The organism is Bradyrhizobium sp. CCBAU 53351 (assembly GCF_015291745.1).
Classification (GTDB): Bacteria; Pseudomonadota; Alphaproteobacteria; order Rhizobiales; family Xanthobacteraceae; genus Bradyrhizobium.
The window spans coordinates 1,760,464-1,783,039 of the sequence record NZ_CP030059.1 but is presented as its reverse complement, the minus strand read 5'-3'; the positions used below and the strand labels follow the sequence as shown (position 1 = coordinate 1,783,039).

The following is a 22,576-nucleotide window of genomic DNA, read 5'->3' as shown; positions in this document are numbered from 1 at the left end:
TCACACCGCCTCGATCAGCATGGCGCCGCCGAGCCCGCCACCGATGCATTCGGTGGCGACGCCCCGCCGCGTGCCGAGCCGCTTCATCGCATTGACGAGATGCAGCACGATACGGTTGCCGGAGGTGCCGACGGGATGGCCCAGCGAAATCGCCCCGCCATCGACGTTGAGCTTGTCACGGTCGATCTCGCCGGCCGCGCCGTCGAGACCAAGGATCTCACGGCAGAATTTGTCGTCGTTCCAGGCCGCGAGACAGCCCAGCACCTGGGTGGCGAAAGCCTCGTTCAGCTCCCAGGTCTCGACATCCTTGATGGTAAGGCCGTTGCGCTGGAGCAGTGGTGTTGCCGACATCACCGGACCGAGCCCCATGATAGCAGGGTCGAGCGCGGCCCAGTGACTGTCGACGATCGCGGCTTTCGGCGTGAGCTTGTACTTGGCGACCGCGGCATCGGAGGCGAGGATCACCCAGGAGGCGCCGTCGGTGATCTGCGAGGAATTGCCGGCGGTGACCTGGCCCCAGGGGCGCTCGAACACCGGCTTCAGCTTTGCCAGCGTCTCCGCCGTGGAATCCGGCCGCACGCCGTCGTCATGGTCGAAGAACTTGCCATCGCGCGAGAACGCAGTTTCGACCTCGCCCTTGAGATATCCCGCGCCTTGCGCGTGCGCGAGCCGGCGATGGCTCTCGGCAGCATAGGCGTCGGACTGCGCGCGCGTGATCCCGAAGAGATGGCCGACGACCTCGGCAGTCTGGCCCATGTTGAGGTCGGTGACGGGATCGGTCAGCCCGCGCTCGAGGCCGATGATCGGCTTGAGATCGCGCGGGCGCAGCTTGAAAGCCGCGGCGAGCTTGGCGGCCACGCCCTTGGCGGTGGCGAGGCCGGCGAACCAGCGCACGCCGGAATTCGGCCAGACCAGCGGCGCGTGGCTCAGCGCCTCGGAGCCGCCGGCAAGGATCATGTCGGCATGGCCTTCACGGATATAGCGGTAGGCCGTGTCGATCGACTGCATGCCCGAACCGCAATTGATCTGCACCGTGAAGGCGACCATGTCCTCGCCCATGCCGAGCCGGAGCGCCGCGACGCGGGCCGGATTCATCTCGTCCGCGATCACGTTGACGCAGCCGAGGATGACCTGGTCGAAGCTGTCGGGCGAAAACGGCTGGCGCGCCAGTAGCGGCCGGCCGCATTGCACGGCGAGATCGACCGGCGTGAACGGGCCGGGGCCCGAACGCGCCTTCAGAAACGGCGTCCGGCTGCCGTCGACGATGAATACCGGTCGTGCCATCAGCTCGCCGCCCTCTGGTCACCGAGTTCCTGGAAGAACTGATGCACATTGACGGTTTTCTTGTAAATCGGCGACAGCGCTTCCGGCGCAAAATCGTCGACCTCGATCACTTCGGTGACGGCGCTATGAGCAGCGGCCAGTTGCTCGCCCTCGGCCTGCGTGATGACACCCTTGGTGACGGCTTCCTTCCAGTCGCGGATATGCGCCGCGCGCATGCGCTTGGCGATCGCATCGGTGCCCACGACCAGCTTGAACGCACGCTCCAGCCGGGCAAAGCCGCCGTCGTCGTCGACATGGGCCAGATCCGGCGTCAGGCGCTCGCGCGCCGCCGACGGCTCCAGCACGATGGCAGCGCATTGGTGCACGACGCGGTCGGACGGGCCGAGCACGCGCGCGCCGAACGGCTGGACGACGAGCTTGAGGAAGCCGGCGACGAAGCGGTTCGGCAGGTTGGCGAGGATTTCGGCGAGCCGGTTCTCGATCGTCCTGAAGCCGCTCGCCATGCACCATTCCAGCGCGGCAAAGTCCTCCTTCTGCCGACCTTCGTCCTGCCAGCGCTTCAGCGCGGCGGAGAGCAGATACAGCTCGGACAGGATGTCACCGAAGCGCGCCGACAGCATCTCCTTGCGCTTGAGCGCGCCGCCGAGCGTCAGGAGCGCCATGTCGGCGCAGAGCGCAAAGGCCGCCGAATAGCGCGAGAGCTGGCGGTAGAACGGCGTGGCGTCGCCGGCGTCAGGCGCCATCGCGAAGGCGCCAAAAGTCCAGCTTCGACCGAAGGCACGGAATAGCGTCTGGAAACTATGCCCGACATGTTTCCAGAACGCCTTGTCGAATGCAGTCAGCCCACGCTCGCGATCGGTGTCCGCGAGCGCGTTCATCTCGTCGATCAGATAAGGATGCGCGCGGATCGCCCCCTGCCCGAACACGATGAGATTGCGCGTCAGGATGTTGGCACCTTCGACCGTGATCCCGACCGGCACGGCGCGGTGCAGATTGCCGAGATAATTTTGCGGACCGTCGATCACGGCCTTGCCGCCGTGGATGTCCATGGCGTCGTCGATCGCGGTGCGCATCCGCTCGGTCGCGTGCAGCTTCATGATGCCGGAGATGACGGCGGGATGCACCCCGGCATTCAGCGCCGCGCAGGTCAGCCGGCGCGCCGCATCGAGCTGGTAAGCGGTCGCCACGATGCGCGCGAGCGGCTCTTCCACGCCTTCGAATTTCGAGATGGAGATGCCGAACTGCTCGCGGATACGGGCATAAGCGCCGGTGGTGCGCGCCGCGTAAGCGGCCCCCGCGGCAGAGAGTGACGGCAGCGAGATGCCGCGGCCGGCGGCAAGTGCGGTCATCAGCATCTTCCAGCCCTGCCCCAGCCGCTCCTTCCCGCCGATGACGTAATCCAGGGGGATAAAGACGTCACGTCCCCGGTTGGGCCCGTTCTGGAACACCTGCATCGACGGCAGATGGCGGTGGCCGATTTCGACGCCGGGCAGATCGGTCGGGATCAGCGCCACGGTAATGCCGAGCTCTTCCTGATCGCCGACGAGATGCTCGGGATCATAGGCCTTGAAGGCAAGGCCGAGCAGCGTCGCGACGGGCCCGAGCGTGATGTAGCGCTTGTGCCAGTTGAGCCTCAGCCCGATGACCTCGCGGCCGTCGAACTCTCCCTTGCAGATGACGCCGCTGTCGACCATCGAGGCGGCATCGGAGCCGGCTTCCGGGCTGGTGAGGCCGAAGCAAGGAATGTCGCGGCCATCGGCGAGGCGCGGCAGCCAGCGTTCCTGCTGCTCCTTTGTGCCGAAGCGCATCAGGAGCTCGCCGGGGCCGAGCGAGTTCGGCACCATCACGGTGACGGCGGCCGCGATCGAGCGGGTCGAGATCTTGCGCACCACTTCCGAATGGGCGTAGGGCGAGAAGCCGAGACCGCCGAATTCCTTCGGAATGATCATGCCGAAGAATTTCTCGCGCTTGACGAAGTGCCAGACGTCCTGCGGCAGGTCGCGCCATTCCCAAAAGATCTTCCACTCGTCGAGCATGGCGCAGAGCTCGTCGACGGGCCCGTTGAGGAAAGCCCGCTCCTCCTCGGTCAATTTGGCTGGCGCAATTTTCAGCAGCTTCGACCAGTCGGGATTGCCGGTGAAGAGATCGGCGTCCCACCAGACGTCGCCCGCCTCCAGCGCCTCACGCTCGGTGTCGGACATCGCCGGCAGCACGCCGCGCGCCCAGGAGAAGATCGGCTTCGTGATGTTGTCGCGGCGGAAGCTCATGGCTGACCTCGTGCATCGGCGCGGTTATCGGGCATTTTAGCGGAAACTGGCTGGCGGAGGCGAACATCTCGCCTGCAAAATTGACGCGGCCGGGCGGGCCCCCGGACCATAACGGCCAGGGTGCGCGGGCAGTTCCGGGAGGGGAATGGGGCTAGATGTCTCCCCACGTCGTTCCGGGGCACGCGAAGCGTGAGCTCTGGTGCGCAATTGCGCACCTGAGAATCCATCGCGCCGCAATGTTTGTCGATAAATGGATTCCGGGCTCGCGCCAGACGACGCGCCCCGGAATGACGGCGTGGAGAGCGAAGCGGCGGCCTTAATCCGGCCGCACCATCTCGAACATGTTTTCGGGCTTGATCTCGAAATAATCGCCGCGGCGGCCGGCGCGGACGATCGGGCGGGCGGCGGCGGTCTGGTAGACGCCGTCCTTGATCATGGCCTTGTCGATGTGGACCGCGACGACCTCACCCAGCGTCAGCCAAGCGTCGGCCTCCTTGCCGTCGGCGCCCTTGAGCCGGATGATGTCGGACACCTTGCATTCGAAGGCGACCGGGCTCTCGCCGACGCGCGGCACGTTGACGAGCTTGCCGGGCACCGCGGTGAGGCCCGCGACCTCGAACTCGTCGACCTCGGGCGCGACATGCGCGGCGGTCGCATTCATGTGCTTGGCAAGGTCCATCGTGGCGAGATTCCAGACGAATTCGCCGGTCTGCTGGATGTTCTCCACCGTGTCCTTCCAGTTGGTGGAGGAGAAGCCGATGATCGGCGGCACGTAGCAGAAGGCGTTGAAGAAGCTGTAAGGCGCGAGGTTGACGTGGCCCTTGGCGTCACGGGAGGAGATCCAGCCGATCGGCCGCGGCGCGATGATGGCGTTGAAGGGATCATGCTTGAGGCCGTGGCCCTTGGAGGGCTCGTAGAAATACAGGTCTTTGTCGGTCACGCGCTTGCTTCTCCGCTATCCGTCATTCCGGGGCGATGCGAAGCATCGAACCCGGAATCTCGAGATTCCGGCTTCGCGCTGCGCGCGACCCGGAATGACGGCAGCCGTTATAGGGAGAAACGTCCCGCCTGTCAGTGCCGCGGCGACAGACCCGCGATGACGAAATCGATCATCTGGTCGATGTTCGGGCCCGGCTTGGTGGCGCACTGGGCGATCATCTGGGGGTGGAAGAAGCGCATCATCGCGGTGCACGAGCAGAGCGCGGCCAGTTGCAGATCGGGCGCCTCGAACTCACCGGTGGCAACGCCTTGCGCGATCATCTGGCCGACCATTCCGGCGACGCATTCCATGTGGTTGACGCAGACGTCCCAATCCTCCTGCATCGCGATCTCGACCATCTCATGCAGCTTGTTGTCGCCGACATAGCGCTCGGTGTTCATGCGATGGATGGTGGTGAGGAGCTCGCGGAAGCGGTCCAGCACGGGCCCCGGCCTTGCCACGATCCGCTGCGCTTCGAGCTCCACCTCGCCCATGAGCGAGCGGGCCACCGCCTGATGGATCGCCTTCTTCGATTCAAAGAAGCGATACACATTGGCGGGGCTCATCCTGAGCTCCTTGGCGATGTCGCCGACCGTGGTCTTCTGGTAGCCGATCTGGCGGAACAGCCGTTCGGCCACCTCGAGGATACGATCCCGGGTGTCGCCTTCGATATGTTCCGAAATAAGGGCCATCGATCAGGACTCGTTCGTCAGCAGTCTTCTCATTTATTCAGCCGCTTCAGCAAGCGGAATTGCGTGGGGGTCATCGCTCCCATGCTGCGGCGCGGCAGGCTGTTCCGGCGTACCGGCCTCGTCCAGGCTCTTCCTGAACCACAGCGCATAGAGGCCCGGCAGGTACAGCAGCGTTAGGAATGTCGCGACGAACAAGCCACCCATGATGGTGATCGCCATCGGACCCCAGAAGGCCGATCGGGACAGCGGGATCATGGCGAGAATGGCGGCGAGCGCCGTCAACACCACCGGACGGGCGCGGCGGACGGTGGCTTCCACGATCGCCTCGCGCCGGGTCAAGCCGTGGGAGACGTCGGTCTCGATCTGGTCGACCAGGATGACCGTGTTGCGCATGATCATGCCAGCGAGCGCGATCAGGCCGAGCAGCGCCACGAAGCCGAACGGGGCATTGGCGACGTTGAGGCCGAGCGAGGCGCCGACGATGCCGAGCGGCGCGGTCAGGAACACCAGGATCAGGCGCGAGAAGCTCTGCAGCTGGATCATCAGCAGCGTCAGCATCACCATGACCATCACCGGGAAGAGGATGAAGATCGAGGCGTTGCCCTTGGCGGATTCCTCGAACGCGCCGCCCGCCTCGATACGGTAGGCCGGCTCGAGGTGGTCCTTGATCGCCTTCAGCTTCGGCGTGATCTGGTTAGTGACGTCGGGCGCCTGCACGCCGTCGACGACGTCGGAGCGCACGGTGATCGCCATGTCGCGGTTGCGCCGCCACATGATCGGCTCCTCGTGCGCATACTCGATCTTGGCGATCTGCTGCAGCGGCACGGCAACGCCATTGCGCGAGGTGATGGTGAGGTCGCCGACGCCGCCGAGGTCGAGGCGCTCGGACGAGACCGCACGGGCGACCACGCCGACCTTTTCGATGCCGTCGCGCACGGTCGTGACCTGCGAGCCCGAGATCAGCATCGCGAGCGCCTGTGAGACGTCCTGCGGCGTCAGGCCCATGGCGCGGGCACGGTCCTGATCGACGACGAGCTTGAGGTAGGGCGACTGCTCGTTCCAATCGAGCTGGACATCCTTGACGCTCTTGTTCTGCCGCATGACGTCGCGGACCTGATAGGCGATCTCGCGCACCGTGTTGGCGTCGGGGCCGATCACGCGGAACTGCACGGGGAAGCCGACGGGGGGACCGAAATTGAAGCGATCGACGCGCACGCGCGCCTCGGACAGGAAGCCCTCGGCAGCCGCGTTCTCGATCTTGGCCTTGATGCGCTCGCGCGCCTCGACGCCCTTGGCCACGATGACGATCTCGGCAAAGGCCTCGTTCGGCAGCTGCGGATTGAGGCCGAGCCAGAAGCGCGGCGAGCCCTGGCCGACATAGGACGTATAGGTCTCGATGTCCTTGTCGTCCTTCAGCAGCGTCTCGGCCTTCTTCACCGCCTTTTCGGTGACGTTGAAGGCGGTGCCCTCGGGCAGGCGCAGCTGGAAGAACAGCTCGGGCCGCTCCGACAGCGGGAAGAATTGCTGCTGGACATGGCCGAACCCGACGATCGAGGCGACGAAGACGCCGACGGTCGCGGCCACCACGGTGATGCGGTGGTTGACGCACCATTGCACGATGGCGCGCAGGCCGCGGTACATTCGGGTCTCGTAGACCGCGTGCGGATCGTGGTTGTGGTGCACCTTCATCTCCGGCAGCAGCTTGACGCCGATATAGGGCGTGAAGATCACCGCCACGAACCAGGAGGCGACCAGCGCGATCGCCACGATCCAGAAGATGCTGCCGGCATATTCGCCGACCGCGGAATTGGCAAAGCCGATGGGGAGGAAGCCAGCGGCCGTGACCAGCGTTCCCGTGAGCATCGGAAACGCAGTTGATTCCCAGGCAAACGACGCCGCACGCATGCGGTCCCAGCCCTGCTCCATCTTAACCACCATCATCTCGACCGCGATGATGGCGTCGTCGACAAGCAGGCCGAGCGCGATGATCAGCGCGCCGAGCGTGATGCGGTGCAGGTCGAGCGACATCATGTTCATGACGACGAAGACGATGCCGAGCACCAAAGGCACCGACAGCGCGACCACGATGCCGGTGCGCCAGCCCAGCGCCAGGAACGAGACGAACAGCACGATGACGAGCGCTTCCATGAAGGAGTGCACGAACTCGCCGACGGCGTGCTCGACCACCTTGGGCTGGTCGGCGATCAGCTTGACGTCGATGCCCTGCGGCACCGCCTTCATGAAGTCGGCCGTCGCCTTCTCGACCTCCTTGCCGAGCTCGAGGATGTTGGCGCCCTTGGCGGTGACGACGCCGATTCCGATCGCGGCCTTGCCTTCCTGGCGGACGACGAAGCTCGGCGGATCGACATAGCCGTGGGTGACGGTGGCGATATCCGCCAAGCGGAACACGCGACCGTTGCTCTCGACCGGCGTTTCGGCGACGGCCTTGGCACCGTCGAGCGCGCCGGTGACACGCAGCGGCACGCGCTGCGCGGAGGTCTCGACCGTGCCGGCGGGGGTCACGTTGTTCTGCTTGGCGAGCGAATCGAACAGCGCCTGCGGCGTGATGCCGAGGGTGGCGAGCTTGGCGTGGCTGAACTCGACGAAGATGCGCTCGTCCTGGTTGCCGTAGACGTCGACCTTGGTCACACCGGGCACCTTGAGCAGGCGCTGACGGAAGCCTTCCGAAACCTTCTTGAGCTGGGCGTAGTCGGCACCGTCGCCGGTCATCATGTACAGGATGGAATCGACGTCGGAAAACTCGTCGTTGACGACGGGTCCGAGAATGCCCGACGGCAGCTGGCCCTGCACGTCGACCAGCTTCTTGCGCAAGAGATAGAAGAGATAAGGCACGTCCTTCGGCGGCGTCGAGTCGCGGAAGGTCACCTGGAGCGCGGTGAAGGCGGGCTTGGAATAGGTCTGCACCTTCTCGAAATAGGGCAGCTCCTGGATCTTCTTCTCGATGGGATCGGCGACCTGCGTCTGCATCTCCTGCGCGGTCGCGCCCGGCCAGATCACGGAGACGTTGACCACCTTCACCGTGAAGAACGGATCCTCGGCCCGGCCGAGCTTCTCATAGGAGAAGAATCCGGCGACGCCGAGAATGATCATGAGGAAGAGAACCAGCGTCGGATGGCTGACGGCCCAGGCCGAAAGGTTGAAGCGCTTCATCGCTCTCTCCGAAAAGACGATCCAGTTGCCAAAGACACGACAGCCACTCTGTTCATTCCGTCGTCGCGAGGCAGCGAAGCAATCCAGGGGGCTGGGCAGGTTCTGGATCGCTTCGCCGCTTCAGCCTTTGCTTAGGGACAAAGGCCGAAACTCACCTCACACGACGTAACTCATTCTCTTGTCACTCCGGGGCGCATCGCCCGGAATGACGAAAGTTAAAACGACAGTGACGACACGACCCGCACCCGCTGGCCCGGATCAAGCTTCTGCACACCGAGGGCAACGATCTTGGCGCCCTCATCCACGCCGCTGGTGATGAGCACATCGTTGCTCTCGTAGGACTTCACCGTCACCGGCTTCAAGGTGAGCGCGCCGTTGTCGTCGACGACGTAGAAGGACGGCTTGCCGCCCTCGTTGAACAGCGCCGACAGCGGCAGTCGCGCGACACGCTCGGTCGCAGCGTCCGACAGCGTCAGCGTCGCGGTCATGCCGAGCGCAACCTTGTCGTCGGCCTCGGGCAGCGAGAATTTCGCAAGATAGGTGCGCGTGGCCGGATCGGCCGTCGGCGCGATCTCGCGCAGCTTGGCCGCATATTTCTTGTCCGGCTCGGACCAAAGAGTGACGCTGGCGACGCCCGACTTGGCGCGTCCAACCAGCGTCTCAGGGATCGCGACGACCGCTTCCTTCTCGGCAAAGCGGGCGACACGGATCGAAGCCTGGCCCGCGGCGACCACCTGGCCGGGCTCGATCAGCGTTGCGGTGACGACGCCCCGGGCGTCGGCAGCAAGCGTCGCGTAGGAAAGGGAGTTCTTGCTCAGCTCGAGCGCGCGCTCGGCGCGGTTCAGGCGCGCGCGGGCTTCGTCCGCAGCGGCGCGGCTCGAATCCATCTGCGCATCCGTGGTCCAACCCTTGGCCTTCAGATCCTTGGCGCGCTGCTCGGCGGCGGCGGCCTGGGCCAGCACACCGGTCGCGGCGGTCTGCTCGGCCAGCGCCTGCTCGGCCTGCAGCTTCAGATCGACTTCATCGAGGGTCGCGAGCGGCTGGCCGATTTCGACGGTCTGGCCGACTTCGACGAGGCGCTTGGCGACCTTGCCGGCGACGCGGAAGCCGAGATCGCTCTCGATCCGGGGCCTGACGGTGCCGACGAAACTGCGTTCCGGGGTCTCGGCATCATAATGCGCGGTTGCGACCAGAACCGGCCGCGGCGGCTCGGCCTTCTCAGCGACGGTATCATTGCACCCAGCCAGGGCCGCGGCCATCAGAGCCAGCGACACGCCTGCCAACAGCCTGGAATAGCTCGACAAAACCGACCGGACGAACATCGAAGGACACTCCTGCAGCTCGAATGAGAGGAATGTCAACTAATCACTGATAAAAGTCAATAATCGTCAGTCATCAGGAATGCGTGATCGTTAAGGGGAGTGGGACGACTTAATGATGACGACCTGTAGCGCCTCAACCGCGCTATGTTGGTGTTTTCGGGATTGGCTGGCTCACAGGGAAACGCCGACGCAGATTAGCCGGTAGCTTGGACGGTGCGCTCTACCGCCCCTGCCCGGCGAACTCGTGCTTGGTCTCGTGGCCGCCGATGAACACCAGGATGCCGGCGAGAAGAGGCAGCACGGCGAGCACCAGGAGACCGGTCGAGGTCTGTCCCGTCGCCTCCTTGACCCAGCCGATCAGATACGGCCCGCCGAAGCCGGCGAGGTTGCCGATCGAGTTGATAAGGGCGATGCCGCCGGCGGCGGCGGTACCGGAGAGCCAGGCGGTCGGCAGGGTCCAGAACACGCCGAAGCAGCAGAACACGCCGATCGCGGCCACTGTCAGCACCACCATCGTCATGGTGGGATCGGTGAGGTAGCTGGAGACGGCGAGCGCGACGGCGGTGAGCAGCAGCGGCGTACCGACATGCATGACGCGCTCGCGCGTGGCATCGGAGTGCCGCGCCCACAGGATCATGGCGACGGTGCCGAACAGATACGGGATCGCGGTGACGAAGCCGGTCTGCGCGTTGGTCAGCCCGAACGCCTTGACGATCTGCGGCAGCCAGAACTGCATGCCATAGAGCGCCCCGACGAAGCCGAAATAGATCAGGCTGAGCGCGATCACCTTCGGCGAGGACAGCGCTTCGCCGAGCGAGACATGCTTCACGGCCTGCTTGGCCGCGATTTCCGAATCGAGCTTCGCCTTGAGCCAGGCCTTCTGCTCGGCCGAGAGCCAGTCCGCCTTCTCCGGTTTGTCGGTGAGATAGAACCAGGTGACGATGCCGAGCAGCACGGAGGGGATACCCTCGATGATGAACAGCCACTGCCAACCCTTCAGGCCCATCATGCCGTCGAGCCCGAGCAAGAGGCCGGAGATCGGCGCACCGATCACGGTCGAGACCGGCACCGCGATGGCGAAGGCCGCCAGGAAGCGGGCGCGATATTCGGCCGGATACCAATAGGTGAGATAGAGGATGATGCCGGGGAAGAATCCGGCTTCGGCGACACCGAGCAGGAAGCGCAGGACGTAAAAGCTCGTCACGCCGCTGACCACCGCCATCAGGGCGGAGATGATGCCCCAGGTCACCATGATGCGGGCGATCCAGCGGCTGGCTCCGAATTTCTCCAGCGCCAGATTGCTCGGCACCTCGAAGATGAAATAGCCGATGAAGAAGATGCCGGCGCCCCAGGAGAAGATCAGCGGGGTGAACTTCAGCTCGGCATTCATGGTCAGCGCGGCGAAGCCGAGATTGACGCGGTCGAGATAGGAGAAGAAGTAGGCCAGCACCAGGAAGGGAATCAGGCGCCAGGAGATGGCGCGGATCGTCGATGTTTCGATTTCGCTCTTGGCGTTGTTGGCGCCGCCGGCGGAACCGGCATCGATGGTGGTCTGGCTCATGGCTTCCCCTTTTGTTGCTTTTGTGGGCTGGTGTGCGGTTTTCAGCATAGCGGGCGAAGAGTCAATGGAGCGAGCAATGCATGGGACGCAGCCGGATCAAGCCATTGCGCCGCTCCGGACATCGCTGATCCGCGCGGCTCTCGCATTGATCGTCATCGCCTGCGGACTGGCCTTGCGCTGGTACGGCTTTCCACTCGGCCTGCCCGCTTTCGTGGTGAAGTATGGCGGCTCGCTCTTGTGGGCCACGATGGTGTTTCTGCTGGCGGAGCTTTGCTGCCGCGACTCACGCGGACGCAGATTGCAGCCGTCGCGGCCATCATCGCCATCGTCGTGGAATTCTCCCGGCTGGTGCACACGCCATGGCTCGACGCATTCCGGCTGACGACGGCCGGCGCGCTGCTCCTGGGGCGAATCTTCTCGCTGTGGAATGTGGTGGCGTATGGGATGGCGATTGCATTCGGCGTGTGGATCGATCGGTTCGCCGAAAGGCGTAGGGCGGATTAGCGGAGCGTAATCCGCCTCATCTTCTCTTCGTCGCGACGGCCGTGGCGGATGACGCCTTCGGCTAATCCGCCCTACGAAGTCGCAGCTACTCCGCCAGCTGAAACCGTTCGAAGCGATCGAGCTCTTCCTCGATGCCCTGCTTGAGCGCCTTGCGCCCCGCCGTCTTCTTGCCCTGCCCGACCCAGGTCCATTTCTGCATCAAGAGCTTCCTGGCCTGCCGATCGGTCTTCAGATCGAGCGCGGCGACGATCTCGTCGCCGACCAGCACGGGCAGCGCGAAATAACCGAGCTTGCGCTTGGCCTTCGGCACATAGGCCTCGAACAGATGGTTGTAGCCGAAGATGAGATTGGTGCGCTTGCGCTGGATGATAAGGGGATCGAACGGCGAGAGGATGTGGACGAGGTCTGGCGAGACCATCTCACCATTCCCCTCGAGCGCGGCCGGCGCCGCCCAATGCTCCTGCTTGCCGGCGCCGTCGATCGCAACAGGCACGAGCTCGCCGCGGCGTACGCGCGAGGCGATCAGTCCGGCCACCGCCTTCTTGCGCGGCGCATCGAGATGGCAGATGGAATCGAGACTCACCACACCTTGCGAGCGCAATGCGCGATCGAGCAGATAGGCCGTGATCTCCCTGGCCGAGGCCGGCCTCGGCAGCTTGTCCCAGCCGAAATGGCGCGTCATCAGCTCATAGGTCTTGAGCATGCCCTGTCGCTCGCTGATGGTGACGGCGCCGGTATAGAAGGCGAGCTGTAGCGCCCGCTTCGAAGGCTTGCGGCTCTGCCACAAATGCTCCTTCTCGGTGAGCACGTCATCCTCGATGTCGCGGATCGTCAGCGGATTGGCTCGCACCAGCCGCATCACCTTGCGCGTGTCGGCCGGCTTTACCGAAGCGAACCATTTGTGCCCCTCGCGCTGATGCTCGCGCATCGCCGGCAGGAATATGCGGAAGTCGCCGGTCGGCACGTAAGCGAGCGCATGCGTCCAATATTCGAACACGCTTCGGTCGACGGTCTGGGCATGACGCAGATCGGCGCGGCGATAGGACGGGATCCGGCTGAACAGGATATGATGATGGCAGCGCTCGATGACGTTGATGGTGTCGATCTGCACATAGCCGAGATGAGCGACCGCGTCCGCAACGGCCTGCGCTCCCTCGCCGAACGGGGCGCGCTCATCCAGCCGCTGGGCGTGCAGCCAGATCTGCCGGGCCTGTTTCGTCGTGAGGGGATGGGGTTTGGGCGTGCGTGACATTGCAGAACGCAATGTAGCGGGATTCGCGCCGGGAGAAAGCAGTGGGCCAGAACCGACAAAGAAAAAGCCGCGCTGCCATCTGCTGACAGCGCGGCTGTTCGATGTCGCCGAGGCCTACTTCGCCATCATGGCCTTCTGCGACTTCATGTAGTGCATGCAGGCGCTCTTCATCTTGCCATTGCTCATGTCGGTGTTGGCCATGGCCATTTCCTTGTTCGACGCCATCTTGGCCGGTGTGTCGGGCGTGCCCCCCATCATCGCGGCGGACTTCATCATGTTGTCCTTGGTGCACGCCATCATCGCGGCGGACGCGGGGGACAGCGAAAGGGTGAACGCGACAAAGGCGGCGGCCGTGAGCAAGATCTTCATCTAAAAGTCTCCTCCGTAAAACGAAACCGGCGTCATGCCGGCCTTCGCAATTACGTATTCTCGCGCGCTGACGTTTCGCGGAGAAGATAATTTTCTTGCTGCGGTGCGAAAGCGGAAGGTCAGGGCGCGCACCGGGCCGATTTCCTGCTCACGACCGGACCGCGCGACGACGCGGTCCAAGAGCCTGCGCATCGCAAGGTGATTTCAATCACATCGGGCCCGGCGCCGCGTGAACCTATCCCGGAGAGAATGCGACCACTTCTATTGGGACGAACGGCTCCGCTCCCGGAACGGCTGCAAAACGTGCCCGTTCACCGCCCGAACGCCGGAAAATACACGAGAACAGGCTTTGACGCGGTGTCGTCACCCGTGACCAAGATCACATCGGGCCCTTTGAACCGGACCTATGCTCGCAGCATCAAATCGCTATCAGGCGTAACAGCGAGGATACGACAATGACCCGTTTTGATAAGTTCTTTGGACTGAAGGCGATAACTCTCTCCGCCGCGCTGTCGATGACGGCGGGCCTGGCTCTGGCCGGCGACAGCAATGTCACCACTGGCCAGATCCTGGATGCACTGAAGCCGAAGCCGGCAACCCGCGGCCTGTCCGTCGGTCCGCAGGCTGACACGGCCGTGCAGGCCAAGGAAGCGACCTTCCTGAATACCGTGCGCAACCGCTCGACCCGCTCGCTCTCGACGGGCGAGCGTGAGCAGATCGCCGAGCTCGCCGCGACCAAGCCGAAAATCGACCTGGAAATCCAGTTCGACTACAACTCGGCCGATATTGCCAAGACGTCGGTGCCCTCGGTGCAGGCGCTGGGCAAGGCTCTGTCCGATCCGGCGCTCAAGGGCTCGACCTTCGTGGTCGCCGGCCACACCGATGCGACCGGCGGCGAGGCCTACAATCAAGGCCTGTCCGAACGGCGCGCCGACACCATCAAGAAGTACCTGGTGCAGAACTACGGCCTCAACGGCACCGATCTTGTCACCGTCGGCTATGGCGAGACCAAGCTGAAGGATACCGCCAACGGCGCCGACCCGATCAACCGCCGCGTCCAGGTCGTGAACATGGACACCAAGACCGCGTCGAAATGATCTGATGACGACCATCGCCTGCCGGCCCTCCGGCAGGCGGACCGTCGCTCAGACCGGCACCGCTCCGGCGAGCGCCTCCCGGACCAGCCGCGCGAGCTCGGCCTTGCGGTAAGGCTTCTCCAGGATCAGGGCGCCCTGCCGGACGTGGCCGTTCGCGGCCAGCGTTTCGAGGGCGTAACCCGAGGTCAGCAATACGTGCAGCTCGGGCCTCTCCTTCCGGGCGAGACCCGCGAGTTCCCATCCGTTGACGCCCCCGGGCATGACGACGTCGGTGAAGAGCAGGTCGACATGCGGCGTTACGGCAAGCGTCTGCAGGGCTCCCTTGCCGTCGACGGCGGAAATCACCTTGTAGCCCAGGCTCTCCAGGCTCATCACCGCATAGGAGCGGACGAACGGATCGTCCTCGACGACCAGCACGATTTCCGAACCGCTCTGTGCCACCTCCTTCTCGACCGCCAGCGGCGCGCCCTGCGACTTGCTCAACACGGCCGGAAGATAGATCCGCACCGTCGTTCCCAGGCCCGGCTCGCTGTAGATCGTCACGTGGCCGTTGGATTGCTTGACGAAGCCATACACCATGCTGAGCCCGAGCCCGCTGCCTTTGCCGACCTCCTTGGTGGTGAAGAAGGGTTCGAACGCGCGTTCCAGCACCCGCTTCGGCATGCCGGTGCCGGTGTCGGTCACAGCGATCACGACATATTCGCCCGGCCCGACATCGGGATGCGCATTGTGATCACCGGCATCGAGCGATGCATTCGCCGCCGAGATGGTCAGGCGTCCGCCTGACGCCATCGCATCCTGGGCATTCAGCGCGAGGTTGAGGACCGCCGCCTCGAGCTGCGCCGGATCGGCAAAGGCCTGCCGGAGCGCAGGATCGGCCTGCGTGGCGATCTCGATGTCCTCGCGCAGCGTTCGCCGCAACAGCATGTACATGGACTCGACGAGCTTGTTGCATTCGGTCTCGACCGGCCGCAGCAGCTGCTTGCGGCTGAAGGCGAGCAGGCGTTGCGTCAGCTCGGCGCCGCGTTCGCCGGCGCTGCAGATGTCGTCGGCAAGGCGCTTCAGGTCCCCGCGCGGCACCAATTGCTCGGCGAGATATTCGGCATTGCCGACGATCACGGTGAGGAGATTGTTGAAGTCGTGGGCGATGCCGCCGGACAACTGTCCGACCGCCTCCATCTTCTGCGCCTGGATCAGTTGGGCCTCGGTGCGCTTGCGGTCGCTGAGATCGTGGATCATGCCGACGAAGATGGACGAGCCGTCCTGCTGGGCCTCGCCGACCGAAAGGTCCATCGGGAAGGTCGTGCCGTCCTTGCGCCGGCCCAGCACCTCGCGGCCGATGCCGATGATCTTCTTGTCGCCGGTCGCGATGAAATTGCGGATGTAGCCGTCATGCTCGGACCGGTAGGGCTCGGGCATCAGCATCCGGACATTGTGTCCGAGCACCTCGTCGGCCTCGTATTTGAACAGCCTTTCGCAGGCCGGATTGAATTTCAGGATGATGCCGTCCGAATCGATCAGGATCACGCCGTCGACGGCGGTGTCGACCACCGCGCGCAGCCGCGCAGCGCTCTCGCGCAGCTCGCGCTCGACCCGCTCGCGCTCGGTGAGATCGTGAATGATGCCGACGAAGATCGAATCGCCCGCGGCCTGCCTGCTCTCGCCCACCGACAAATGCATCAGAAAGGTCGAGCCGTCCTTGCGCCGGCCTACCACTTCGCGGCCGATGCCGATGATCTTGCGTTCGCCGCTGACGTGGTAATTGTGAAGATATCCGTCGTGGGCGTCGCGGTAGGACGACGGCATCAGAACCTTGACGTTCCGCCCGATGACTTCCTCGGCGGCATAGCCGAACAGCTTCTCGCAGGCCGGATTGAACATCAGCACGCCGCCGCGCGCATCGATCAGGATCACGCCGTCCACTGCGGTGTCGACGACGGCCCGCAGCCAATCAGCGTTGGACTGGTCCGGACTGGCGATGCGATCCTCCATGCTCACCCGAAGGCTCCTCAGACCCGAGGATGACGGCCAGTCCACACGCGCAGATTGATTCAGGCAAGATAATTCTACCAAACATATGCACGCAAGCGGGCACTAGATCCAGCTTTGGAACACCATCAGCCGGCCGAAGCTCCGCATCGAGGTCCCGATGAAGGCTGCCGAAATCGGCAGCATGACCGCAAAGCCGATCCCGGCAACGCCGACATAGGCCCACAGCAGCCAGCGCGGCAGACCGTCCCGGCGCAGCACATAGACCAGGGCGAGCGACGCCGCGGTGGCGGCGGGCAGATAATAGTAGATGAAACCCAGCGTGCGCGGCAGCAGGGCCCAGGCAAGCCAAGGACCGAAATAGAACGCCGCGATCAGGAACGCATCCCAGCGGCGCTCGACGACGAAATCGCGCAGCACGAGCGCGAGCGCGAGCAGCGCCGGCCACAAAACCAGCGGATTGCCGAGGAAGACGACCGCGGAGACGTTGTCTTCCGCGACCTTGTCGAACAGGAACCAGACCGGGCGCGCGAGTAGCGGCCAGGACGGCCATGAACTCATATAGGTGTGGCCGGCAATCGCGGTCGTGGTGTTGTCGGCAAAGATCCGGCGCTGCGCCTCGATCAGCTCCGGCAGCGACACCCCGTAAAGCGGAACGAAAGCGGCAAGATAGACCACGCCCGGCAGAATCGCGAAGCTGAGCACGACATGATGCAGCCGGAGGCCGGGCCAGAGGTCCGGCCGATACCAGTCCTGCGGCTTCGCGTCGGCGAACAGCGTACGCCAGCCCTGCATCAGGCGGATCACCGCGACGATGACGATGCAGACGCCGAGCGGAAACAGGCCGCTCCATTTGCAGGCCGCAGCGCAGCCGAACAGGCTGCCGGCGAGCGCGAACAGCGCCTGCGGACGCTGTCGTCGAAACCCGTGCATGAAGGCGGCGGTCGCGAGCAGACCGAAGGAGAGCGCAAAGATATCGAGCATGGCGATGCGTGCCTGCACGTAGAGCATCTGGTTGAAGGCGGCGATCAGCGCCGCGGCGACCGCGGGGCCTTGCGCCGCGAACAGCGCGAGGCCGCACAGATAGATCGCGACGACGGCGAGCGCGCCGAACAACGTCGCGGGGTAGCGCCAGCCGAGCGCATTGTCGCCGAAGGTCGCGATCGAGGTCGCGATCAGCTCCTTGGCCAGCGGCGGATGCATCGGATTGAGCATCGGCTGCGACATCGCCGGTGCCAGCATCTGCCGCGCCGCCGGCACGTAGTGCACCTCGTCGAAGACGAACTTCTCCGGCGTCGTCAGTCCGATCAACAGCGCGAGATGCGCAACCAGGAAGATTGCGACAGCAATCACTGCGCTTCGCGACATCATCGGAACCGCAGGCAATTCGAGCGGCTGCTGGGAGGCTGTTTTGCGTGGCAAATTTGCGTCACCGCGGACAAAAATAGAAGTCTCGTTTTTCATTGAACGCATTCTGCCGCAACTGTCACTAAGCATGACGCACGTCCCGCGCGGCTTGTGATAATTCCGCCACATCGCAAGCTTGCGCGATCCGGTACGATCAGGGACATATCGATCGGTTGCGAAAATGAATTTGCGTTTCTGGTTTTTCCCCACCCTGTTGTCGGCGGCGCTTGGCGCCGCGCCCTGCGCAATGGCGCAGACGCGCGTCGGCGAAGCCGTCGTGATCCAGAACGAGGTGGTGCGCGTCGCTGCGTCCACCACGCCGATCAATGTCGGCGACAGCATGCTGCGCGACGAGACCGTGCGCACCGGCGCCGACAGCGCGGCGCGCTTCGTGATGGCCGACAGCACCAATCTGTCGCTCGGTCCCAGCGCCACGCTGAAGCTCGACCGCACCGTCTTCAACGACGAACACAGCTATCGCGATGTCGCGATCCGCATGACCACGGGCGCATTCCGTTTCGTCACCGGACATTCCGAGAAGACTGCCTACAAGATCACGACGCCGCTTGCCACCATCGGCGTGCGCGGCACCACGCTCGACATCCTCTCGCAGCGCGGACGCTCCGTCGTCGTGCTTCAGGACGGCGCAGCCAGCGTCTGCACGACGAGCTTCCAGTGCGTGCAGCTCACCCAGCCGGGCGACACCGCAATCATCACCTCGAGCGGCGGCAAGGTCGGCATCACCAAATCCAACTCGCCGCCCTGGACCTTCGCCGCCAACTGCGCCGCGAGCGCCGGGCTTTGCGCCGTAAACCAATATGCCGACGCCTCGCCGACCATCACGCCCGCCGTCCATGACGACGGCATGCTGTGCGGGCGCTGACGATGGCGAAATTCAACTTTCGACTCTTCGCCCTCGCCGGCCTGCTGACCGTGGCCGCCGCGCTTGCGTTCGTCGCGCTCGATGTTCGCCCGGTTGCAGCTCAGGTTTCTTGCGAGATCGAATGTGGTGAGCCGACGCCTTACCCGACCTATTCTCCGTCCCCATCACCGACATCTTCGCCGTCGCCTTCTCCCTCTCCTTCGCCCAGCCCCTATCCCTCGCCGTCGCCGAGTCCATCTCCATCACCGACCTCGGCGCCGACGCCGACCGGTGCGGATTCCAGCGGCAATTCGATCGGCGGCCTCGCGGGCCAGCGCTTCAACCAGATGATCACCAACCGGGTGCTCGGAACGGTGTTGCTGGGCGTCAACGAGCAAGTCAATTGCAGCGATTGCATCAGCGCATTCGGCTCGGCCGGCTCGTTCTCGGCCGGCATCCACGGCCGCAAGGAATTGACCAACAATTTGTCGCTGCTCGCCGGCATCGCCTACACGCAATACAACGAGGGCGGCTACAAGATCACGAGCGCACCGATCGGCGCCTTCGCACTGCGTTACGACTTTACCGACTGGGGCTCGTCGCGTCCGTTCTTCGACGTCGGCACGATCCTGACGCCGTGGGAAAAGGCGCGCTACACCCGCAGCTACAACACCAGCCTCGGGCCGGTGAGCGTGACGAGCTCGACCAACGCCTCGAACTACGCGGTCTACGGCCGCGCCGGCTGGATGAGCCGCCTGTCGCCGCGCGACGAAGTCGCAGCCTCGATCGAGGTCTGGCAGCTCTGGCAGCGCGTGTCCGGCTACAGCGACAATGCGGTGGCATTCAATCCGTTCGACGCCACCATCGCTGATGGCACCGACCGCACCAGCCTGGTCAAGATCGGCGGCCAGTGGACACATCTGTTCGGCAGCAATTTCGAGACGAACATCAATGGCGGCTGGGTGCAGTCGTTTGCCAGCCGCAGCGGCATCGTGGCGACCGTGACCGGCCAGGGCGTGGTGGTGCCGACCATGGGCAACCAGGGCTGGTTCGAATATGGCGGCCGCCTCGGCTTCCGCGTGCAGAAGGGCTGGATCGTGGATCTCTTCGCCAACGGCACGCTGGGCCCGCAGCCGGTGGGCAACACCATCCACGGCGGCGTCGGGCTAAGGATAAATTACTAGCTGCGGGCGCAGTTTCGTAGGGTGCGCATAGGCAAAGCGTGCCCACCACTTCTCGATATTGGAGACAAAGGGTGGGCACGGCGCAAACGCGCCTTTGCCTACCCTACGGCATCCGCGCTGATGTCACGCCGCCGACTTGCCCTCGAACGCGCGGCGCAACGCGTCGACATCCAGCTTCACCATCTTCATCATCGCCTGCATCGCGCGCGCGGCGGCCGCCTTGTCGGGGCTCGACAGGAATTCGAACATCACCTTCGGCACCACCTGCCAGGCCACGCCCCAGCGATCCCTGAGCCAGCCGCACTGCTCTGCCTTGCCGCCATCCGCGAGAAAGGCATTCCAGACGCTATCGACCTGGGCCTGGTCGTCGCAATGGATCATCAGCGAGATGGCGTGGGTATACTCCATCTTCATGCCGCCGTTGAGCGCGACCAAGGGCTGGCCGGCCACCGTGAACTCGACCACCAGCACCGAGCCCGTCTTGCCGGAGGGTCCGTCCGAAACGTTGCGCTGAACATGCGTGATCTCGGAGTTCGGCACGAGCGAGGTGTAGAACTTCGCGGCCTCTTCGGCATCGCCGTTGAACCACATGCAAGGCACGAGCTTGGACATCCCGAGTGCTCCTCTTCGAATGTTGGATATTTGCGGATTTCGATCAGGCGTCGGCCATGGCCGGCTGCGCGGGCGCGGCCGCCAGATCCATCCAGTTCACGCCCCACATGTGGCCGTCCGGATCCTCGAAGCTGCGGCCGTACATGAAGCTGTATTCGTCCTTCGGGCTGGGATCGGCCACCCCGCCCGCGGCCTCGGCCCTGCCGACGATCTCGTCGACGTCGCTGCGGCTGTCCGCCGACAGGCAGAGCAGCACCTGGTTCGAGGTTCTGGCATCCGCGATCGGCTTCGGCGTGAATTGACGGAATTTGTCGTGCGTCGTCAGCATGACGAAGATGGTCTCGGAAAAGGCCATGCAACTCGCCGTATCGTCGCAGAATTGCGGGTTCTTGTCCGCGCCGACCGCCTCGTAGAACGCGGTGGCGCGCGCGAGGTCGGTCACCGGCAGGCTGACGAAGATCATCTTGGGCATCGGAGGCTCCTTGGGGCGGGTTCTGCCCAAGGACGGATGGCCCACAGGCCATCCGACACGGCCTCCGAATATTTTTTTCGAGTCCCGGGGGACGATCGCGCCGCCCCCCGGGCCAGTCCTACTTCTTCTCGTTCGGGTCCCGGTGTACCGGATCGATCCACAGCACGGTCTCGGGCTTCTCGATTGGCTCGATGTCGAGGTTGATCGCCACGGCTTCGCCGTCGCTGCGCACCAGCACGCATTCCAGCACCTCGTCCGGGCTGGCGTTGATCTCCTGGTGCGGCACGTAGGGCGGGACGAAGATGAAATCGCCGGGGCCAGCCTCTGCCGTGAATTGCAGCTTCTCGCCCCAGCGCATCCGGGCCTTGCCCTTCACGACGTAGATGACGCTTTCGAGATGGCCGTGGTGGTGCGCGCCGGTCTTGGCATCGGGCTTGATGCTGACCGTGCCGGCCCACAATTTCTGCGCACCGACACGCGCGAAATTGATCGCGGCCGCACGATCCATGCCGGCCGTGGACGGCACGTTGGTATCGAGCTGGTTGCCGGGAATGACCCGCACGCCGTCATGTTTCCAGCGATCGTCATGACCGTGGTCATGGTGAGAATGCGAATGGTCATGGCCGGTCATGGGACTTGCTTTCTGTTGGTTCCGTGCGCGGCAAACTAACCCGAAGCCGCGCCCGTGAGCCATACCAAAATTGGAACCCTCGTCGCCCCGGGACGTTGACTACACGACAAGATGAAAAGGAGAGTTTCATGGGCAGCACCAGCGACAAGATCAAGGGCAACGCGAACGAAGCGATCGGCAAGGCCAAGCAGGGCATCGGTGAAGCCACCGGTTCCGAGCGCTTGAAGGGCGAAGGCGTCGTCCAGGAAGTGAAAGGCAAGGGCCAGCAGGCCATGGGCGATGCCAAGGACGCCGCAAAGGATGCGATCGATCGCGCCGCGGCCTCCGCAAAGCGCGCGACGGAATGACGCGCAAAGGAGCTGAATGCGAAAAGACCGGCCGAAAGGCCGGTCTTTTTGTTTGTCCAGTCATTCCAGGGCGGCTCGAAGAGCCGAACCCGGAACGACAGCTGCGCCGTCATTTCACCGCGAGCAATTCCACGTCGAACATCAGCGTCGCGTTCGGCGGAATAACGCCGCCGGCGCCGCGCGCGCCGTAGCCGAGTTGCGGCGGAATGATCAGCGTGCGCTTGCCGCCGACCTTCATGGAGGCAACGCCCTCATCCCATCCGGCGATGACGCGGCCCTTGCCGATCGGGAATTCGAACGGCTCCTTGCGATCGACGGAGCTGTCGAATTTCTTGCCCTTCTGGCCGTTCTCATAGAGCCAGCCGGTGTAGTGCATCACGCAGATCTGGCCGGGCTGCGGCGAGGCACCGGTGCCGACGGTGGAGTCGATGATCTGCAAGCCTGAAGCTGTGGTCATGGTCTTTCCTGCGGTCTGGGCCGAGGCCGTGGTGGAAACGAAATGCGACACGCCTGCGATCACGGTGATCGCGAGCGCCGACATCAGGGTGAGGAGCGCGCGCTGGAAACGCTGCAT

General features: G+C 64.3%; 20 protein-coding genes and 1 pseudogene. 5 read left to right on the top strand and 16 right to left on the bottom strand.

The window, feature by feature from the left end:
- The 7 genes from XH83_RS08380 to XH83_RS08350 all read right to left on the bottom strand — a co-directional run bounded on the left by XH83_RS08380 (nt 1) and on the right by XH83_RS08350 (nt 11,276).
- The gene (locus XH83_RS08380; protein WP_194406544.1) at nt 1–1,284 is read right to left on the bottom strand and encodes an acetyl-CoA C-acetyltransferase; all 1,284 of its coding nucleotides are present in this window, start codon (nt 1,282–1,284) and stop codon (nt 1–3) included.
- Nucleotides 1,284–3,551 carry an acyl-CoA dehydrogenase gene (locus XH83_RS08375; RefSeq protein ID WP_194406543.1) on the bottom strand — a complete coding sequence of 756 codons (2,268 nt, stop codon included), beginning with the start codon at nt 3,549–3,551 and terminating at the stop codon, nt 1,284–1,286. Before XH83_RS08375 ends, XH83_RS08380 begins: the two co-directional genes overlap by 1 nt.
- Before the next feature lie 316 nt (nt 3,552–3,867).
- The gene (locus tag XH83_RS08370; RefSeq protein WP_194406542.1) at nt 3,868–4,491 is read right to left on the bottom strand and encodes a flavin reductase family protein; all 624 of its coding nucleotides are present in this window, start codon (nt 4,489–4,491) and stop codon (nt 3,868–3,870) included.
- A 131-nt stretch (nt 4,492–4,622) separates the two neighbouring features.
- Entirely contained in the window at nt 4,623–5,222 is a 600-nt protein-coding gene (locus XH83_RS08365; protein WP_194406541.1) for a TetR/AcrR family transcriptional regulator, read from the bottom strand.
- 33 nt (nt 5,223–5,255) lie between these two features.
- Complete coding sequence (locus XH83_RS08360) at nt 5,256–8,393, bottom strand: efflux RND transporter permease subunit (RefSeq protein WP_194406540.1); 3,138 nt, start codon at nt 8,391–8,393, stop codon at nt 5,256–5,258.
- 215 nt (nt 8,394–8,608) lie between these two features.
- Nucleotides 8,609–9,715 (bottom strand): efflux RND transporter periplasmic adaptor subunit, encoded by a 1,107-nt coding sequence (locus tag XH83_RS08355; protein ID WP_194406539.1) that lies wholly within the window; start codon nt 9,713–9,715, stop codon nt 8,609–8,611.
- A 220-nt stretch (nt 9,716–9,935) separates the two neighbouring features.
- A complete protein-coding gene (locus tag XH83_RS08350) occupies nt 9,936–11,276 on the bottom strand; it encodes an MFS transporter (protein ID WP_194406538.1) in 1,341 nt (446 codons plus the stop codon).
- Between the two features lie 76 nt (nt 11,277–11,352).
- On the opposite strand from XH83_RS08350, the pseudogene XH83_RS08345 reads away from it, so the two are divergent.
- Nucleotides 11,353–11,780, top strand: a pseudogene (locus XH83_RS08345) (DUF2809 domain-containing protein).
- Between the two features lie 85 nt (nt 11,781–11,865).
- On the opposite strand, the gene XH83_RS08340 reads toward XH83_RS08345, so the two are convergent.
- From XH83_RS08340 to XH83_RS39615, 3 genes are all read right to left on the bottom strand, one after another.
- Nucleotides 11,866–13,032 (bottom strand): winged helix-turn-helix domain-containing protein, encoded by a 1,167-nt coding sequence (locus XH83_RS08340; protein WP_194406537.1) that lies wholly within the window; start codon nt 13,030–13,032, stop codon nt 11,866–11,868.
- A 114-nt stretch (nt 13,033–13,146) separates the two neighbouring features.
- Nucleotides 13,147–13,401 carry a hypothetical protein gene (locus XH83_RS08335; protein WP_063196637.1) on the bottom strand — a complete coding sequence of 85 codons (255 nt, stop codon included), beginning with the start codon at nt 13,399–13,401 and terminating at the stop codon, nt 13,147–13,149.
- Nucleotides 13,402–13,581 carry a hypothetical protein gene (locus XH83_RS39615; RefSeq protein ID WP_210347000.1) on the bottom strand — a complete coding sequence of 60 codons (180 nt, stop codon included), beginning with the start codon at nt 13,579–13,581 and terminating at the stop codon, nt 13,402–13,404.
- Nucleotides 13,582–13,856: 275 nt separating this feature from the next.
- Here XH83_RS39615 and XH83_RS08330 point away from each other — a divergent pair, with 275 nt between their 5' ends.
- Nucleotides 13,857–14,498 carry an OmpA family protein gene (locus XH83_RS08330; RefSeq protein ID WP_194406536.1) on the top strand — a complete coding sequence of 214 codons (642 nt, stop codon included), beginning with the start codon at nt 13,857–13,859 and terminating at the stop codon, nt 14,496–14,498.
- A gap of 48 nt (nt 14,499–14,546) precedes the next feature.
- On the opposite strand, the gene XH83_RS08325 is transcribed toward XH83_RS08330, so the two are convergent.
- Both XH83_RS08325 and XH83_RS08320 read right to left on the bottom strand, forming a co-directional pair.
- Nucleotides 14,547–16,490, bottom strand: a complete 1,944-nt coding sequence (locus XH83_RS08325; protein WP_246776490.1) for a PAS domain-containing sensor histidine kinase — start codon at nt 16,488–16,490, stop codon at nt 14,547–14,549.
- A 102-nt stretch (nt 16,491–16,592) separates the two neighbouring features.
- Nucleotides 16,593–18,023, bottom strand: coding sequence for a phospholipid carrier-dependent glycosyltransferase (locus XH83_RS08320; RefSeq protein ID WP_194406534.1), 1,431 nt, complete (start codon nt 18,021–18,023; stop codon nt 16,593–16,595).
- 52 nt (nt 18,024–18,075) lie between these two features.
- On the opposite strand from XH83_RS08320, the gene XH83_RS08315 reads away from it, so the two are divergent.
- On the top strand, nt 18,076–18,777 hold the full coding sequence (locus XH83_RS08315) for a FecR domain-containing protein (protein ID WP_194406533.1): 702 nt from the start codon (nt 18,076–18,078) through the stop codon (nt 18,775–18,777).
- A 2-nt stretch (nt 18,778–18,779) separates the two neighbouring features.
- On the top strand, nt 18,780–19,940 hold the full coding sequence (locus tag XH83_RS08310) for a hypothetical protein (protein ID WP_194406532.1): 1,161 nt from the start codon (nt 18,780–18,782) through the stop codon (nt 19,938–19,940).
- A 123-nt stretch (nt 19,941–20,063) separates the two neighbouring features.
- Here the strand turns inward: XH83_RS08310 and XH83_RS08305 are convergent, their stop codons facing one another.
- The 3 genes from XH83_RS08305 to XH83_RS08295 form a co-directional block, all read right to left on the bottom strand.
- Nucleotides 20,064–20,552 (bottom strand): VOC family protein, encoded by a 489-nt coding sequence (locus XH83_RS08305; protein ID WP_194406531.1) that lies wholly within the window; start codon nt 20,550–20,552, stop codon nt 20,064–20,066.
- A 43-nt stretch (nt 20,553–20,595) separates the two neighbouring features.
- Nucleotides 20,596–21,024 (bottom strand): VOC family protein, encoded by a 429-nt coding sequence (locus tag XH83_RS08300; RefSeq protein WP_194406530.1) that lies wholly within the window; start codon nt 21,022–21,024, stop codon nt 20,596–20,598.
- Between the two features lie 118 nt (nt 21,025–21,142).
- Nucleotides 21,143–21,655 carry a cupin domain-containing protein gene (locus XH83_RS08295; RefSeq protein ID WP_194406529.1) on the bottom strand — a complete coding sequence of 171 codons (513 nt, stop codon included), beginning with the start codon at nt 21,653–21,655 and terminating at the stop codon, nt 21,143–21,145.
- A gap of 128 nt (nt 21,656–21,783) precedes the next feature.
- On the opposite strand from XH83_RS08295, the gene XH83_RS08290 reads away from it, so the two are divergent.
- Entirely contained in the window at nt 21,784–22,002 is a 219-nt protein-coding gene (locus tag XH83_RS08290) for a CsbD family protein (RefSeq protein ID WP_194406528.1), read from the top strand.
- A 109-nt stretch (nt 22,003–22,111) separates the two neighbouring features.
- Here XH83_RS08290 and XH83_RS08285 read toward each other — a convergent pair whose 3' ends face one another.
- Complete coding sequence (locus XH83_RS08285; protein WP_018323238.1) at nt 22,112–22,576, bottom strand: FKBP-type peptidyl-prolyl cis-trans isomerase; 465 nt, start codon at nt 22,574–22,576, stop codon at nt 22,112–22,114.

Coding starts and splice junctions, on each gene's coding strand:
- XH83_RS08325 (WP_246776490.1), bottom strand. CDS start 16,490: ATGGAGGATCGCATCGCCAGTCCGGACCAGTCCAACGCTGATTGGCTG.
- XH83_RS08295 (WP_194406529.1), bottom strand. CDS start 21,655: ATGACCGGCCATGACCATTCGCATTCTCACCATGACCACGGTCATGAC.
- XH83_RS08290 (WP_194406528.1), top strand. CDS start 21,784: ATGGGCAGCACCAGCGACAAGATCAAGGGCAACGCGAACGAAGCGATC.
- XH83_RS08300 (WP_194406530.1), bottom strand. CDS start 21,024: ATGCCCAAGATGATCTTCGTCAGCCTGCCGGTGACCGACCTCGCGCGC.
- XH83_RS08335 (WP_063196637.1), bottom strand. CDS start 13,401: ATGAAGATCTTGCTCACGGCCGCCGCCTTTGTCGCGTTCACCCTTTCG.
- XH83_RS08350 (WP_194406538.1), bottom strand. CDS start 11,276: ATGAGCCAGACCACCATCGATGCCGGTTCCGCCGGCGGCGCCAACAAC.
- XH83_RS08365 (WP_194406541.1), bottom strand. CDS start 5,222: ATGGCCCTTATTTCGGAACATATCGAAGGCGACACCCGGGATCGTATC.
- XH83_RS08320 (WP_194406534.1), bottom strand. CDS start 18,023: ATGTGGCGGAATTATCACAAGCCGCGCGGGACGTGCGTCATGCTTAGT.
- XH83_RS08285 (WP_018323238.1), bottom strand. CDS start 22,576: ATGCAGCGTTTCCAGCGCGCGCTCCTCACCCTGATGTCGGCGCTCGCG.
- XH83_RS08360 (WP_194406540.1), bottom strand. CDS start 8,393: ATGAAGCGCTTCAACCTTTCGGCCTGGGCCGTCAGCCATCCGACGCTG.
- XH83_RS08315 (WP_194406533.1), top strand. CDS start 18,076: ATGAATTTGCGTTTCTGGTTTTTCCCCACCCTGTTGTCGGCGGCGCTT.
- XH83_RS08305 (WP_194406531.1), bottom strand. CDS start 20,552: ATGTCCAAGCTCGTGCCTTGCATGTGGTTCAACGGCGATGCCGAAGAG.
- XH83_RS08340 (WP_194406537.1), bottom strand. CDS start 13,032: ATGTCACGCACGCCCAAACCCCATCCCCTCACGACGAAACAGGCCCGG.
- XH83_RS08375 (WP_194406543.1), bottom strand. CDS start 3,551: ATGAGCTTCCGCCGCGACAACATCACGAAGCCGATCTTCTCCTGGGCG.
- XH83_RS08310 (WP_194406532.1), top strand. CDS start 18,780: ATGGCGAAATTCAACTTTCGACTCTTCGCCCTCGCCGGCCTGCTGACC.
- XH83_RS08355 (WP_194406539.1), bottom strand. CDS start 9,715: ATGTTCGTCCGGTCGGTTTTGTCGAGCTATTCCAGGCTGTTGGCAGGC.
- XH83_RS08330 (WP_194406536.1), top strand. CDS start 13,857: ATGACCCGTTTTGATAAGTTCTTTGGACTGAAGGCGATAACTCTCTCC.
- XH83_RS08380 (WP_194406544.1), bottom strand. CDS start 1,284: ATGGCACGACCGGTATTCATCGTCGACGGCAGCCGGACGCCGTTTCTG.